At 69.8% G+C, this 15,247-nt stretch carries 12 protein-coding genes and 1 tRNA gene; 9 read left to right on the forward strand and 4 right to left on the reverse strand.

Features of this window, described 5'->3' with window-relative positions; translation table 11 throughout:
• Nucleotides 1-18 precede the first annotated feature (18 nt).
• Nucleotides 19-2,160, reverse strand: a complete 2,142-nt coding sequence (locus AC6EUL_RS12905; protein WP_499870481.1) for a TonB-dependent receptor — start codon at nucleotides 2,158-2,160, stop codon at nucleotides 19-21.
• Between the two features lie 505 nt (nucleotides 2,161-2,665).
• Between AC6EUL_RS12905 and purB the strand changes: the two genes are divergently transcribed.
• From purB to AC6EUL_RS12930, 5 genes are all read left to right on the forward strand, one after another.
• Nucleotides 2,666-3,973, forward strand: a complete 1,308-nt coding sequence (purB, locus tag AC6EUL_RS12910) for an adenylosuccinate lyase (protein WP_499870483.1) — start codon at nucleotides 2,666-2,668, stop codon at nucleotides 3,971-3,973.
• Between the two features lie 58 nt (nucleotides 3,974-4,031).
• Nucleotides 4,032-4,892, forward strand: coding sequence for a D-amino-acid transaminase (locus tag AC6EUL_RS12915; RefSeq protein WP_499870485.1), 861 nt, complete (start codon nucleotides 4,032-4,034; stop codon nucleotides 4,890-4,892).
• A 383-nt stretch (nucleotides 4,893-5,275) separates the two neighbouring features.
• Entirely contained in the window at nucleotides 5,276-5,626 is a 351-nt protein-coding gene (locus tag AC6EUL_RS12920) for a hypothetical protein (protein WP_056213699.1), read from the forward strand.
• Nucleotides 5,627-5,799: 173 nt separating this feature from the next.
• Entirely contained in the window at nucleotides 5,800-7,092 is a 1,293-nt protein-coding gene (locus tag AC6EUL_RS12925) for an adenylosuccinate synthase (protein ID WP_056213701.1), read from the forward strand.
• Nucleotides 7,093-7,236: 144 nt separating this feature from the next.
• Nucleotides 7,237-8,805, forward strand: a complete 1,569-nt coding sequence (locus AC6EUL_RS12930) for a histidine kinase (RefSeq protein ID WP_499870488.1) — start codon at nucleotides 7,237-7,239, stop codon at nucleotides 8,803-8,805.
• Nucleotides 8,806-8,938: 133 nt separating this feature from the next.
• On the opposite strand, the gene rpoH is transcribed toward AC6EUL_RS12930, so the two are convergent.
• Both rpoH and AC6EUL_RS12940 read right to left on the reverse strand, forming a co-directional pair.
• Nucleotides 8,939-9,829 (reverse strand): RNA polymerase sigma factor RpoH, encoded by an 891-nt coding sequence (rpoH, locus tag AC6EUL_RS12935; protein WP_056213706.1) that lies wholly within the window; start codon nucleotides 9,827-9,829, stop codon nucleotides 8,939-8,941.
• Between the two features lie 245 nt (nucleotides 9,830-10,074).
• Nucleotides 10,075-11,070, reverse strand: coding sequence for an RluA family pseudouridine synthase (locus AC6EUL_RS12940; protein WP_056380458.1), 996 nt, complete (start codon nucleotides 11,068-11,070; stop codon nucleotides 10,075-10,077).
• Nucleotides 11,071-11,218: 148 nt separating this feature from the next.
• Between AC6EUL_RS12940 and AC6EUL_RS12945 the strand changes: the two genes are divergently transcribed.
• Nucleotides 11,219-11,293, forward strand: a tRNA-Glu gene (locus AC6EUL_RS12945).
• Between the two features lie 66 nt (nucleotides 11,294-11,359).
• Here AC6EUL_RS12945 and AC6EUL_RS12950 read toward each other — a convergent pair.
• Nucleotides 11,360-12,127 carry a Crp/Fnr family transcriptional regulator gene (locus AC6EUL_RS12950; protein ID WP_499870490.1) on the reverse strand — a complete coding sequence of 256 codons (768 nt, stop codon included), beginning with the start codon at nucleotides 12,125-12,127 and terminating at the stop codon, nucleotides 11,360-11,362.
• 475 nt (nucleotides 12,128-12,602) lie between these two features.
• Between AC6EUL_RS12950 and AC6EUL_RS12955 the strand changes: the two genes are divergently transcribed.
• From AC6EUL_RS12955 to AC6EUL_RS12965, 3 genes are all read left to right on the forward strand, one after another.
• Nucleotides 12,603-12,881, forward strand: coding sequence for a hypothetical protein (locus tag AC6EUL_RS12955; RefSeq protein WP_499870492.1), 279 nt, complete (start codon nucleotides 12,603-12,605; stop codon nucleotides 12,879-12,881).
• Nucleotides 12,882-13,387: 506 nt separating this feature from the next.
• Entirely contained in the window at nucleotides 13,388-14,695 is a 1,308-nt protein-coding gene (locus tag AC6EUL_RS12960; RefSeq protein ID WP_056213712.1) for a hypothetical protein, read from the forward strand.
• 90 nt (nucleotides 14,696-14,785) lie between these two features.
• On the forward strand, nucleotides 14,786-15,241 hold the full coding sequence (locus AC6EUL_RS12965) for a hypothetical protein (RefSeq protein WP_056213714.1): 456 nt from the start codon (nucleotides 14,786-14,788) through the stop codon (nucleotides 15,239-15,241).
• Nucleotides 15,242-15,247 lie beyond the last annotated feature (6 nt).

Here is a 15,247-nt window from a genome sequence, read left to right on the forward strand (position 1 = left end):
ACCCGCCGCGCGTGACCCTCAGAACTTGGCGATGATCTGCGCCCGGATCGTGCGTGGCGCGCCCGGCGTGAGGTTCTGGTTGTTGTCGGCGGTGTAGATGTAGCGCCGGTCGAACAGGTTCTCGATGTTCACCTGGGCCCGGATCGACTCGCTGACCTGGTAGAACAGCCCCAAATCGAAGCGCGTGTAGCTCGGCAGACGCACGGTGTCGTCCGAGGTGGCGAAGGTGTGGGTCTGGTGGATCACCCCGATGCCGATGCCGAATTCGGGCGTGAGGTCGAATTTGTTCCAGAGGGAGACGCTGTTGAACGGCACCAGCCCGACGGTGTTGCCCTTCACGATGGTGGACGAGACGGCACTTTCGATGCGGGCATCGGTGAAGGCGTAGCCGCCGGCGATCTGCCACCAATCGGTGAGGTAGCCGTTGGCGCCGATCTCGGCGCCTTGCGTGTTGGTCCTGCCCGACAGGAGGAAGAAGCCCGCATTGTTCGGGTCGGGCAGCCGCTGGTTGGTGCGGTCGAGATTGTACAGGGCACCGGTGACCTGGAAGGTCGGCGTCACGTCGTATTTCACGCCCACTTCGAGGTTCTGGAAACCCTCCGGCCTGGCGATGACGAGGCCGGGCGTGAACGCGCCGATCTGGTCGCCCGAGGACGGCAGGTAGGACACGCTGTAGCTGCCGTAGAAGGCGAGGTTCGCCAGCGGCTTGATCACGAGGCCGGCGCGGGGCGAGACGAGGTTGTCGACGCGCTCGTTGGTCAGGCCCGTGGCCCGGCCCCGCGCGGAGAAGTCGAAATAGTCGTAGCGCAGGCCGCCGACGATCTGGACGTACTCGTTGAGGTCGATCTGGTCCTGGGCATAGGCCGCGGCCAGGCCGAGGTCGTAGCGAACGTTGGCGTCCGTGGTGCCGTTGTTGCGGAAGGTCACCGGTGCCCTGGAGATCGGCGACATCGGGTTCACAACCACGCTGGTGACGAGGCTGTCGCCCACCCGGGAGAAGCCCGTCTCCCGGAAGGCGAGGCCTTCCTGGTAGCCGAGCTCGAAACCGGCGAGCAGCGTGTGCTTCACGTCGCCGGTGAGGAACTTGTAGGTGAAGTCGTTCTGGCTGAAGTAGTTGGTCCGGTTGGTCTCGCTGCGGTAGATCGTGATCGGCACCTGCGTGCCGGCGGCGTTGACCGGCGCGGCCGGCAGGGAATTCGAGTAGAAGCGGTTGTAGTCGGCGAAGCGCAGCTGATTGCGCATCTGCACGCCGGACTCGAACGTGTGATCGAGGGTCGCCGTGGCGATGTTGGCATCGACCGCCGTCCGGTTCACGGTCGGGTTGCCGAAGAAGGTGCGGGTGTTGTTGCGGTAGTTGTACGGCCGGCCGTTCTGCGAGGGGATGCCGCGATCCGGGAAGCGGTCGTCGTGGAAGAACTCGTAGGAGAGCTTCAGCGTGGTGGCCGGGCCGAGCAGGAAGGTCATCGTCGGATTGATGCCGTAGCGCTGCAGCTTCCCGAATTGCCGGTAGGTCTCGCTGTCCTCGAACACGCCGTTGAGGCGGAAGAACACGCTGTCGCTGATGCGGTCGCCGACATCGAGCGCCACGCGCTTCTGGTTGAACTGACCGCCGCCGGCCACGATCTCGCGCACCCGCAGGCCGTCGGCCTCCTTGAGGACGCGGTTGATCACGCCGCCGCCGCCGCCGCGCCCGAAGATCAGCGAATCCGGGCCCTTGAGCACCTCGATCCGCTCGATGTTGTACAGGTCGCGGAAGTACTGGACGTCGTCGCGCACGCCGTTGACGAAAAAGTCCGCGTTGGTCTTCTGGCCGCGGATGACGACCTCGTCGCGGTTGTTCTCGCCCTGGGCCGGAATCACGCCCGGCACGTAGCGCAGCTGCTCGGTAAGGTTCTGGACGTTCTGGTCCCGGATCTGCTGGCGGCTTACCACCGTGATCGATTGCGGGGTGTCGAGGAGCGGCGTGTCGGTCTTGGTCGCGCTGCGGGTGGCGCGGGTGACGTAGCCGACCGTGTTGCCCGGCAGGCCCTCGACGCTGAGCTGATCCAGGGTGACGGTCGTTCCGTCGCGCGGCCCGACTGGCTGGGCCTGGGCGATGGCCGTGAGGGCCGTTCCGCACAGGAGGGGTGCGATCAGTCGTAATCCTGCTGTCGTGCTCATCGGTTTATCGCCCGCCTGTAGTTCATCTGTGCTTGAGAGTTCGCCCATTAAGCAGTTGCAGGGCGTCTTTGTCCCTTGGGGCGAGCCTATTTTTCAAGCAAGAGGCGATGGCCCCCGATGAAGGGTTCATCTTTTTCAATCGTTCTTAGAACCCCTGGAAACAAAGCGGCAACATCCTCTTCGCACTGCGCAATCCCTGCGCGGTTCGGAAACTTGGAACGACTCCGAAAACGGCTGATCCGACAGGGCTGTTCCTTTTCTGCCACGGTCTTAAGGGGCGTCGGACGCGTGCCGCGACCGGATCGGGGGCATCGGCAGGGTTCTGCGCCAGCGTCGCCGGGCCGTGGCTCGTGTCTGCGGCGGCCGTGACGCTCCGATGCGCTGCGCTTCGCGCGGGACGGCGTCGGCGGCCGCCGGGGGGGCCGCGTTGAGCGCGGTCGCCGCCCATGCTAGGCGCGCCTGATCCCGTTGCCCCTTTTTCCGACGCGTTGACCGAGGCGCCCGCATGATCCCCCGCTACAGCCGCCCCGAGATGACCGCGATCTGGTCGCCCGAATCGCGTTTCCGGATCTGGTTCGAGATCGAGGCCCACGCGACGACCGCGCTGGCCGAGATCGGCGTCGTCCCGAAGCAGGCCGCCGACGCGATCTGGGAGAAGGGCCGCGACGCGGTCTTCGACGTGGCCCGCATCGACGCCATCGAGGCGGTGACCAAGCACGACGTCATCGCGTTCCTGACGCACCTGGCCGAGATCGTCGGCCCCGAGGCGCGCTTCGTCCACCAGGGCATGACCTCGTCGGACGTGCTCGACACCTGCCTCAACGTCCAGCTCGTGCGCGCCGCCGACCTGCTGATCAAGGATGTCGACGCCCTGCTCGCCGCCCTCAAGCGCCGGGCCCTCGAGCACAGGATGACGCCGACCATCGGCCGCTCGCACGGCATCCACGCCGAGCCGGTCACCTTCGGCCTGAAGCTGGCGCAAGCCTACGCGGAGTTCGAGCGCAACCGCGCCCGCCTCGTTGCCGCGCGGGAGGAAATCGCCACCTGCGCCATCTCGGGCGCCGTCGGCACCTTCGCCAACATCGATCCGCGGGTTGAGGCCTACGTCGCCGAGGCCATGGGCCTGACGCCGGAGCCGGTCTCGACCCAGGTCATCCCGCGCGACCGCCACGCGATGTTCTTCGCCATCCTGGGCGTGGTCGCCTCTTCGGTGGAGCGCCTCTCCATCGAGGTCCGCCACCTGCAGCGCACGGAGGTGCTGGAAGCGGAGGAGTTCTTCTCGGAAGGGCAGAAGGGCTCCTCGGCCATGCCGCACAAGCGCAACCCCGTGCTCACCGAGAACCTCACGGGTCTCGCCCGCATGGTGCGCGCCTACGCCCTGCCCGCCATGGAGAACGTCGCCCTCTGGCACGAGCGCGACATCTCGCATTCCTCGGTGGAGCGCATGATCGGGCCGGACGCCACCGTCACCCTCGACTTCGCGCTGGCGCGTCTCACCGGCGTCATCGACAAGCTGCTGATCTACCCCGAGACCATGCAGCGCAATCTCGACAAGCTCGGCGGCCTCGTCCACTCGCAGCGGGTGCTGCTGGCCCTGACCCAGGCCGGCGTCTCCCGCGAGGACGCCTACCGCCTGGTCCAGCGCAACGCGATGCCGGTCTGGCGCGGCGAGGGCGACTTCCTCACGCTCCTCAAGGCCGATGCCGACGTCACCGCGGCTCTGAGCCCGGAGCAGATCGAGGAGTGCTTCGATCTCGGCTACCACTTCAAGCACGTGGACACGATCTTCGCCCGGGTGTTCGGCGCAAGCTGAGCTCCGCACGAATCCTGCTTGCCCCGACCCGCCCCACCCGGACCGAAGAGGTAACCCCGTGTCCCAGGCCCGCATCGTCTACCTGAACGGCGACTTCCTGCCCTTCGCCGAGGCGCGCGTGCCGATCATGGACCGGGGCTTCCTCTTCGCCGACGGGATCTACGAGGTCTCGGCGGTGCTCGACGGTCGCCTCGTGGACAACGAGGCGCATCTGGCCCGCCTCGACCGCTCGCTGGGCGAGATCGACATCGCCAACCCGCACAGCCTGGCCGAGTGGATCGGCCTGCAGACCGCGCTCATCGCCCGCAACGGGCTGACTGAGGGACTGGTCTACATGCAGGTCACGCGCGGCGTGTACGAGCGCGATTTCGCCTATCCCCCCGTCGGCACCGCGCCCACGGTGATGATGTTCACCCAGGCCAAGACCGTGGCGGCCAACCCGCTCGCCGAGACCGGCGCCAAGATCATCACCGTGCCGGACCTGCGCTGGAAGCGCCGGGACATCAAGTCGGTGGCCCTCCTGGCCCAGGTGCTGGCCAAGCAGCAGGCCGCCGCCGCCGGCGTCGCCGAGGCCTGGATGGTCGAGGACGACGCGGTCACCGAGGGGTCGTCTTCGACCGCGTTCATCGTCACGAAAGGCGGCGCCCTCGTCACGCGGCCACTCTCCACGGCGCTCCTGCCCGGCATCACCCGCAAGGCAGTGCTACGCCTCGCCGAGGAGTCCGGCCTCGCCCTCGAGGAGCGCCTGTTCAGCGTCGCCGAGGCCCTGGCGGCGTCCGAGGCCTTCTACACCAGCGCCTCGGCCTTCGTGATGCCGGTGGTCTCCATCGACGGCCACGCCGTTGGTGAGGGCCGCCCCGGCCCGCACACCCGGCGCCTGCGCGAACTCTACATCGGCATGGCGCGCGAGAGCGTTTGAGGCGCACGGACAGGACGTGCGAAAGCGCGTGAGACCTGTCCGGTCGATCCGGGCGAAAGCAGAGGGCTGCGGACTCAAACGAAGACCGACCGAGTATCTTCCTCTCGCCTGTGCGGGAGAGAGTGGCCCGCGAAGCGGGTCAGAAGAGGGGGAGACCTCTTCGGATGCGGCGCGCCCCTCTCCCGGTCGCTGCAAGACCACCCTCCCCCGCAGAGGGGCGAGGGAGAAATCCGCGGCACAAGCCCCTTCCCGAAGCCCTCGCCCGAAGCCCTCGCCTGAAGCCATCCCAGGACCATCGTCCCATCACGGGACCGATGGGGCAGGAACGCTTCGGCGCCCGGCCTGTTCTCCCTGAAACCCCGCATCCGAGACAGGGAGACCCTATGCGCTCGATCCTCACCCTCGCGGTCGGCTTCGGCCTGATCGCCGGCACGGCCTTCGCGCAGTCCCCCGACGCGCCACTGAAAGGCCGGGACACCGATCCGGCCTTGCCGCCGCCGAACCAGACCATTCCCGACAAGATCCGTCCCTCCGAGGGAACGGCCGACCAGGGCACCTCCGCCGACAAGGGCACGCTGAGCGACAGGCTCGAGAAGAGCGATGGCGTCATCAAGCCGCCGGGCAATGCGGCCCCCGGCATGGTGGTGACCCCGCCCGACCCGAACCCCGGCTCGATGCCGGTGATCAAGCCCGGCGACCTGCCCGGCCGCCAGCCCGGGACCGAGGCCCGCTAGACCTCCCGCTCGGCGGGGAGGCCGACTGGGCGACATACCTGCTCATCGGGCGGCGAACCGGCCCCTTGCTTGATTTCCGCGCACGGATCGCGGAAAGACCCGAGGACAGCGAAAGCGGTCCGACCGTCAGGCCGGACCGCTTTCGCGCGGGTTACGGCACAGGTCTTCAGTGAATGGCAAACGTCGTCGTCGTAGGCGCCCAGTGGGGTGACGAAGGCAAGGGCAAGATCGTCGACTGGCTCTCCGAGCAGGCCGACGTCGTGGTCCGCTTCCAGGGCGGCCACAATGCCGGCCACACGCTCGTGATCGACGGGGTGACGTACAAGCTCGCGCTGCTGCCGTCGGGCGTGGTGCGGGGCGGCAAGCTGTCGGTGATCGGCAACGGCGTCGTGGTCGATCCGTGGCACCTCGTGGACGAGATCGCCCGGCTTCAGGCCCAGGGCGTCGAGATCTCGCCCCGGACCCTGCGCATCGCCGACAACGCGACCCTGATCCTCCCGCTGCACCGCGAGCTCGACCACTTTCGCGAGACGTCGAACGCCGGGCTCAAGATCGGCACGACGAAGCGCGGCATCGGCCCGGCCTACGAGGACAAAGTCGGCCGCCGGGCCATCCGAGTCGTCGACCTCGCCGACGAGTCGACCCTCGAGGCGAAGATCGAGCGGGTGCTCACCCATCACAACGCCCTGCGCCGGGGCCTCGGCATCGCCGAGGTGGACGCGGGCGCCCTGCTCTCCGAGCTGAAGGCGATCGCCCCGACGATCCTGCCCTATGCCGACACGGTCTGGAAGCTCCTCGACGACGAGCGCCGCGCCGGCAAGCGCATCCTGTTCGAGGGCGCGCAGGGCGCGCTGCTCGACGTCGACCACGGCACCTATCCGTTTGTGACCTCCTCGAACATCGTGGCCGCGCAGGCCGCCACCGGCTCCGGCATGGGCCCCTCGGCCATCGGCTACGTGCTCGGCATCGCCAAGGCCTACACCACCCGGGTCGGCGAGGGTCCGTTCCCCACCGAGCTGTTCGACGAGATCGGCGAAACCATCGGCGCCAAGGGCCGCGAGTTCGGCGTCAACACCGGGCGCAAGCGCCGCTGCGGCTGGTTCGACGCCGTGCTGGTGCGCCAGACCGTCCGCACCTCGGGCATCGACGGCATCGCCCTGACCAAGCTCGACATCCTCGACGGCTTCGAGTCGATCAAGGTCTGCACCGGCTACCGCCTCGACGGACAGGTGGTGGACCACCTCCCCGCCAATCAGGCGGCGCAGGCCAAGGTGGAGCCGATCTACGAGACCATCGAGGGCTGGTCAGGCACCACGGCCGGGGCCCGCTCCTGGGCCGACCTGCCGGCCCAGGCGATCAAGTACGTGCGCCGGATCGAGGAGTTGATCGGCGCACCGGTGGCGTTGCTCTCGACCTCCCCGGAGCGCAACGACACCATTCTCATGCACAACCCCTTTGAGGACTAGGGCGGTTTCCGCTTGATGGGCGCGCGGCCGCGCGGGGATGATGCCCCTGACGGACCCGCGGTGGTCGGCCGGCTCCGCCTGTCCGCGGGACGGCGGGACGAGGCGGCGGGTCGGCCGCCGGTGAGAAGGCGGATCTGAGGCACGATGGCCGACTATTATCCCCTGCTGGCACGGGCGCTCGACGCGATGCCCGACCGCTCCCCGGCCCTGCGCCAGGCCGTCTACGAGCGCGCGCGGGGTGCGCTGATCGGTCAGCTCCGCTCCCTCGATCCGCCCCTGTCCGAGGACGACATCGACCTCGAGCGCAACGCCCTTGAGGCCGCCATCCTGCGCCTGGAGCGCGACCACGGGGGCGTCGCCCCGTCGCCGCCCGAGCCGGCGCCGGCGCCCGATCTGCCCGCCCCCGAGCCGGACCCCCTCCGGCCGCCTCCCCCGGCCAACGATCTCACCGATCTGCCCGAGCCGCTCCCGCCCGAGCCGTCTGGGTCCGAGCCGGTTCCGCCGGAGGCGACCCTGCCGCCCGCGCCGCCGCCGAATCTCGGCGTGCCGGCCGCCGGACCGCCCGTGTCGGCCCAGCCCGAGCCGGGTCCGCCGGCGCCCGTTCCGCCGGCGCCTGAGCCGGTGCAGCCGATCGCCGTTTCGCCGCCGACGCCGCGCGACGGCGCCGGTCCGTCGGCCGAGGGCGGCGCCGACACGATCCCGCCGCCGGTCCGCATCCAGGCCCGCAAGGCGAAGAGCCCGCCCTTCATGGCCGCCGAGGGGGCGGACGAGGCGTCCGCGCCGACCCCGCCCCCGCAGGAGGACGGCAGCGACGTGCCGCCCCCGGATGGCGGCCAGCGCCAGCGTCCGCGCATCGAGGTGGTCGGGCCGCGGCACGGGCGCTCGCGCCTCCTGCGCAACGTGCTCGTCGGCAGCATCCTGATCGCGGTGATCGGGCTGATCGCGGTGGCCGCCTTCCTCCTGCGCGACAGGCCGGCCGACCTTCAACCGATCGCCACCGAGCAGCAGGACGCGGCCCCGGAGGGCGCCGATTCGAAGTTCGCCGACCGGGTCGGCGGCGACGCCGCGCCGGCCGAGCGCGCCGCGCCGGCCCGGCGTGCCACGCCCGCGCCGACGCCGTCCTCGACGCCGGCCGCCCCGACCCAGGCCCAGCCGGACCTCGCGGTCACCCAGCGCGCGGTGCTCTACGAGGAGAACATGGGCGGCGGCGCCAACGCCACGCCCACCACCACCCAGGGCCGGGTGGTCTGGCGCCTCGACACCGTCCCGGGCGAGCAGGGCCAGCAGCTGGAGACCGTCGTGCGGGCCACGGCCGACTTCCCGGAGGCCGGGCTGACCCTCGCGATGACCGTGCGCCGCAACCTCGACGCGACCCTCCCGGCCTCGCACACCATCGAGCTCGCCTTCACGCCGAGCGGCCCCACGGCCGCCCGCCACAACGTCCAGGATATCGGCCTGCTCCAGGGCAAGGACGACGAAGGCGCCCGCGGCTCCCCCGTGGCTGGCCTGCCGGTGCGGGTCCGCGAAAACCTGTTCCTCATCGGGCTTTCGTCGCTGCCGAACGACATCGAGCGCAACACCGACATCCTGCTGCACAAGAACTGGTTCGACATCACGCTGAAGTTCGCCGCCGGCCCCCGCGGGATCATCGCCTTCGAGAAGGGCACCGCCGGAACCCAGGTCCTGCAAGGCGCCTTCGATCAGTGGCGCTAGGGCGTTTCGCGCCGCGGGTCACGCGCGCGGAAGCTCTCGTCAGCGACCGCGCATCGGGCCCGGAACGCAAAACGGCCCCCCGGCACGATGTCCGGGGGGCCGTTCTCCTGTCGGCGAAGGCGGTCTCAAGAACTCAGGCGTGAGCCTCGACGCGCGGGGCCTCGCGGGTGGCGAGGTTGCGCTTGACCGCCTCCTGGATCTTCTCGAAGGCGCGGACCTCGATCTGACGGACGCGCTCGCGCGAGACGCCGAACTCGCCGGAGAGATCCTCCAGGGTGATCGGGTCGTCGGCGAGGCGGCGTGCCTCGAAGATGCGCCGCTCGCGCGGATTGAGCACCGAGAGCGCGTCGCGCAGGGCCGAGAGGCGGTTCTGCCCCTCTTCCTCGCGGGCGAGCACGGTCTCCTGGCTCGGGCTGTTGTCCACCAGCCAGTCCTGCCACTCGCCCTCGCCCTCCTCGCGCAGGGGCGCGTTGAGGGAGGTATCGCCCGAGAGGCGGCGGTTCATGTCGACCACCTCTTGCTCGGGCACGCCGAGCTTGGTGGCGATCTGGGCGACCTGGTCCGGCTTGAGGTCGCCCTCGTCGAGGGCCGAGATCCGGCCCTTGGCCTTGCGCAGGTTGAAGAACAACTTCTTCTGGTTGGCGGTGGTGCCCATCTTCACGAGCGACCACGAGCGCAGGATGTATTCCTGGATCGCCGCCTTGATCCACCACATGGCGTAGGTGGCCAGCCGGAAGCCCTTGTCCGGCTCGAAGCGCTTGACCGCCTGCATCAGGCCGACATTGCCCTCGGACACGACCTCGCCGATGGGCAGGCCGTAGCCGCGATAGCCCATGGCGATCTTGGCGACGAGACGCAGGTGGGACGTGACGAGCCGATGGGCGGCGTTGCGGTCGCCCTTCTCGCGCCAGTCCTTGGCGAGCGTGAACTCCTCGTTCGGCTCGAGCATCGGGAACTTGCGGATCTCGTCGAGGTAGCGTGAGAGGCCACCTTCGGTGGCGAGCACTGGCAATGCGCCGGCCATGATCTTACCTCCTTGAAAGGACCCCCTGAGGGCGGTCCGAAGCGAACCGCCGCTCCCTTGAGCCGACCGTTCGATTCCCCAAGTCTAGCGGGAAACCGGCGGGAACGGAAAGGCGGCGCGTGGGACGCGTCCGGCATCAACGCACGGGATCCCGCTTGGGTCTCTGATGACACGAATGGCCGCAGCCCGCCGTGTCCTGGCGCACGCCCGCGCGGTCTCGCGCAGTCTTGACTGTGTCTGCGGCGCTACGCCCCGGCCCGCAGCGCGGTGACGAGGGCCTGGAGGTCCGCGGGCAGCGGGCTCTCGAAATGCAGGGTGTCGCCCGTGCGCGGATGGGCAAAGCCCAGGACGCTGGCGTGCAGCGCCTGCCGGCCCAGGGTGCCGAGGGCGGCGCGCGCCGCCGGGCCGAGCCGGCCTGCCTTGGTCTTGAAGGCCCCGCCATAGACCGCGTCGCCCAGCAGGGGGTGGCCGCGATGGCTGAGATGCACGCGGATCTGATGCGTGCGCCCCGTCTCCAGCGAGCAGCGCACCAGCGCCACCGGCGCCTCGGCCCCCAGCACCGCCTCGACCCGGTAATGCGTGATGGCGTGCCGGCCGCCCTCCCCGCGCACCACCGCGATCTTCTCCCGGTTGCGCACGCTGCGGGCGAGGTTCGCCGCGATGGTCCCGGCCCGGGGCTCGGGCACGCCCCAGGCCAGGGCGAGGTAGGCCCGCTCCAGCGGGCCGGTGCGGCCGTGGTCGGCGAACTGCGCCGTGAGCCCCGCATGGGCCAGATCGTTCTTGGCCACCACCAGCAGGCCGCTGGTGTCCTTGTCGATGCGGTGGACGATGCCCGGCCGGCGCACGCCGCCGATCCCCGACAGGCTCTCGCCGCAATGGGCGATGAGGCCGTTCACCAGGGTCCCCGACTCGTGGCCCGGCGCCGGGTGGACGACGAGGCCGGCCGGCTTGTCGATGACGATGAGGTCGTCGTCCTCGTACACGATGGCGAGGTCGAGGGCCTGCGCCACGGGTTCCGGCGCCACCGCCGCCGGGATCACCACGGCGAGCTCGGCCCCGGGGCCGACCTTCGCGGAGGGGTCGCGGCTGACGGCGCCGTCCCGGCACACCTGCCCGGCGCGGATGAGATCCTGCAGGCGCGAGCGCGAGACATCGGGAAAGGCCCGGGCCAGGGCCCGGTCCAGGCGCTCCGTCGCGGCGTCCTCGGGAAGCGTCGCGCGGCGGTCTTCGAGTCCCGGCAAGGGGCCATCCTTCGATTTAAAAATGTCGCGTGCGGGCCGACCGGGCGATTTCAGCCCTTGTCGTGCCGCGCGACCCTCGCTATACGATCGCCCATCGGCCGGGAAGCACGGATCGCCGCAGCGATCACCGAGTGCCTCCCTCCGGTCCGCGCCCATCGTCTAGCGGTTAGGACAGGTCCCTCTCACGGATCAGACCGGGGTTCGATTCCCCGTGGGCGCGCCAAGCACTCCCCCTCGACATTCCGAAACGTCCCGGCTGCCCTAAGCCTTCGCGCGCGGTCGGTTCCCGTCAATTCGAATGCGGGGCCCGCGCGCCGAGGCCATGGGCGGCCATGGCGTTGAGGCAATGGGCCGGAATCCGCCGGATGGCGCGCGTCTCCGCCTCCGCGTCCATGCGCAGGTAGGCGGCGTCGAACTCGGCGAAGGCGGACAGGGCGGCGAGGTCGGGAATGGTGAGGCGCCGGTCCCGGAGTCCGATGCGCCCATTGCCGCGCAGATCCTGCAGCACCCGGTTGACGTGGACGTTCGAGAGGCCGGTCGCGTCCGCGAGATCCGCCTGGGTCACGGGCAGCGCGCAGCTGGTCCCGGTCGTCCGCCCCACCCGCTGCTGGCGGACATAGAGTTCGCAGAAGAGGTGGGCGATCCGCTTCACGCCCGGCTGGCAGCCGAGATTGACCATCCACTCGCGCAGGGTCGCCTCGTCCACGAGCCTGCTGAGGCTCAGGGCGCAGGCCAAGGCCGGGACGGTGTCCAGGATCTCCGCGACGGTCTCGGCTGCGAGGTGAACCGCCTTGCAGGGCGACAGGGTGACGATGCTGTGGTCCATCCGCTCCAGGAGGGAGACATCCAGCGCGCAGAGGTCGCCGGGCAGCAGGAACGCCAGGATCTGACGGCGGCCGCTCGCCCGCGCCTTCTGTCGGCACGCCATCCCGTCCAGGATCAGCCAGAGACCGTCCGGCTTGTCACCCTCGCGCACCAGGGGCGTGTGCGCTTCGAGGCTGCGCCGCTCCGCGCTGATCCGCTCCAGAATCGCCCGGTCTGCCTCCGATAATTCCACGAAGCTTTCGAGCTTTCGCGTGAAGGGATTGGGCAAACGTGGGGGCGAATTGTCCGTCCGGGTCATGCAGTTTTCACCCACGTGTTCCGGCCGATGACAGCACTTACGTAGATCTTAATTTTGTAAATGTTAGCGGTCGAATGTGAAGTCTTCAATCGGGTATTGGGAAATGTCGAAAACCGGACATTTCGTCCGGCGTGGAAAGGCTACGGGCAAACACTGGGCACCCCCGAGCACTGCGAAATTCCGGATCGATCCCGCGGCATTGCGAACCGTCCTCGTCGCCGGCGCGGCCTGGACGCGGTGCGAATCCCGGGGGGACCGCGGCCAGGAGCTTCGGAGTAACGGGAGCGTCGGAGGATCGAGCGCGCCATTCCGCTGCCGCCGGGCGTCCGACGAGACAGGGCCCTTGCCCGGCCGCGATAGGACAAGCTGTCCGGCTGACGGCCGCGCCCGCGCCATGCGATGAGCGGGCATGATCCGGATCATCAAGCACATCCTCGTCGAGCCCACGGCGGACCAGCTGCCGCGCCTGCGACGGATTCAGGCGGCGGTCCTCGCCCGGTTTCCGGACGCCACCACGGAGATCGTCCCCGGCCTGCTCGACGATGACCTCGTCGTCGAGGTGCGGCTTCCGCTCCTCCACCTGATGGCATGGCGCGGCGCCCGGGACGCCTGGGGCGACTTTCGCCAGGCCGGGGACGGGACGCCGCCCGATCATGTCGGGGCGGCGCGCGACGCCGGGCCGGATTGACGCGTCGCGGGTGGGGAGCGCCATCCCCAGCGCGTTTTCACGCTTGCGGGAGGGATGACGGACGAGCTTGCACGCCGCAATGCTGCAATCGGCCGTCCGAACCGCAAGTCGACCGCCACGCTTGTCAAGCTGAGCCCAGCAACGCGACGGATCAGGCGCCGCTGCGCTTCAAAAGCCATACGTTAAGAATTTGCTAACAGGACGCGTTTGGCGTGATTGACAGGGGCAGCAAATTGCAACCTTGTTGAATCCTGGTCGTGGGTTGTCCGCCACGAGATTGGATCGCAGAAATGAGCTGGCTTTCGCTCCGCAAATTGACCGCAAGTGAAAGCAAGGCGCCGTCTTCACAGCAGACTGATGCATTGCTTCGTTCTCCAATACAGGATGTGCCTTTTATCCGTATTGCCGATGAGGCGGAGACGACGGAGCCGCTACTGGACAGTGAAGACCTTTCGCTGGATTCCCTCGGGCAGCACAACGAGAGCCTGCGGTTCCGCGTGGCGGAAATGTCCGAGCGCCTCGACGACCTGAAGTCGCTTCAGGCGGATTTCTCCGCCCTCCTGGTGCCGATCGTGGCGATCACCGAGGAGCTTCCGCGGGCCAAGGTCCGGACGGCGGAGCTCGAGACCCTTCTGGCGATGGAGCAGGGCAACGCGGCCACCCTCCGGCGCGATCTCGCCGACGCCACCGGACGCCTCGCCGCGGCGACCAACGACGTGGCGGCCGCCAAGATCCAGCTGCACCACCTCGAAACCAGCCTCCAGGCCCGCGACGCGGCGGCCGAGGAGGTGCGGATCGCCCTGCGCGACAAGACCCTGCAGGCCGAGAACCTGGAGCGGCGCCTCTTCGCCGAGACCGAGCAGAGCCGGGCCCTGCAGGGCGAGAGCAAGGCGCTGCGGGTGGAGGCCAAGGCCCTCGACCAGGCGCTGGCCCGGTCCGACAGCGAGCTGCAGGACCTGCGCGAGAGCCGGCACGCCCTCGACCGGGACAACCTCCGGCTCCAGAACCTGAGCGAGGCCCAGGCGGCCCAGCTCGCGGAACTGAGCGCCCGCGCCCAGGAGTTCGAGGGCCAGGCCGAGTCCGGCCGCGTCGCCCTGCACAACGTCGAACAGCAGCTGGCGGCTGAGATCGCCGCCGCCCAGAAGGCGGAGGCCCAGTACGAGGCCGAGGTCGCGAACCATCGCACCGAGCGCGCGAGCCTCGCCATGCGGGTGGAAGCCGCCACGAGCCGGCTCGCCAACACCGAGCAGATGCTGGCCCAGCTCCGCACGCAGCTCCGCGAGCGCGACGAGGCCGGCCGCTCGGCCGAGCGCGGCCTCAAGGAAGCCTCCATCGAGCGCGTCACCCTGGAGCGTCGGCTGGAGAGCGCCCAGGTCGACCTCGCCCGGCAGAACGAGCGCTTCCTCGAGATGCAGCGGGCCCGCTCGGAATTCGAGCACCGCTGCGAGATGCTGACCAAGGCGATGGCGGCCAAGGATGCGGCCCTGGAACAGGCCCTCGGCCGGGTCTCCAGCCTGTCCGACCGCATCGACCACCTCGTCCACCGCCAGGAGGTGGAGCGTGCGGATTTCGAGACCGTGAACCACCGCCTGATCGAGGAGCTCCAGCACGAGCGTTCCGAGCGCAAGCTCGCGCAGGGTGCCCTGGACATCGCCCGCGAGAGCCGCGTCGCCCTGCAGAAGCAGCACGAGGCCCTGCGCCGCTCGGCCCGCAGTTTCGCGGGGGACGAGGGGGCGCGGAGCGAGCCGGCCCCGGCCGCGCCCCCGCCGGAGCCGAGCAACGTCCGTCCCTTCTCGCCCCCGCCCGAGAAGTAGCGCCCGACCCGACCGATCCAGCCTCGCCGACCCGACCCCTCCACCCCTTCAAGAGACGGCGCGGCGGAGACCCCGCGCAGGGATGCCCAGATGTCCGAGACCGCGCTTCGCGACCGAGAAACCTCCTCCGCCGGAGCCTGGCTGATGCGCAGCCTGCCCAGCCCCCATCGCGGGCCGGGGGCGCCCGAGCCGGCTCAGCAGGCCCATCTGGACGAGACCCTTCCGGCTCCGGCCAATGCCGGCCGGACGCGGGACTGGTCCGCCTCCCTCGATCTGATCCACGAGGCCACGGCCGCGATTCGCATCAGCGAGGAGCGGGCCGCGGAGCTGGAGCAGGAGCTGGAGCGCACGGTCGCTCGGGCCCTGGAGCGGGCCACCGCCCTGGAGGCGCAGGTCGCCGCCGCGCAGACCCGCGCCGACCTCGCCGAGCGCCGGGCGGACGAGGCGGAGGAGTGGCTGGCCCGCCTGCACGACGCCGTGGTGGAGGGCTTCACCCGCCGTGCGCCGGCGGACGAGGCGAACCCGGCCAAGGTCGGAACGCCGTGAGGGGCC

It is taken from the genome of Methylobacterium sp. 001424705 (genome assembly GCF_059816145.1).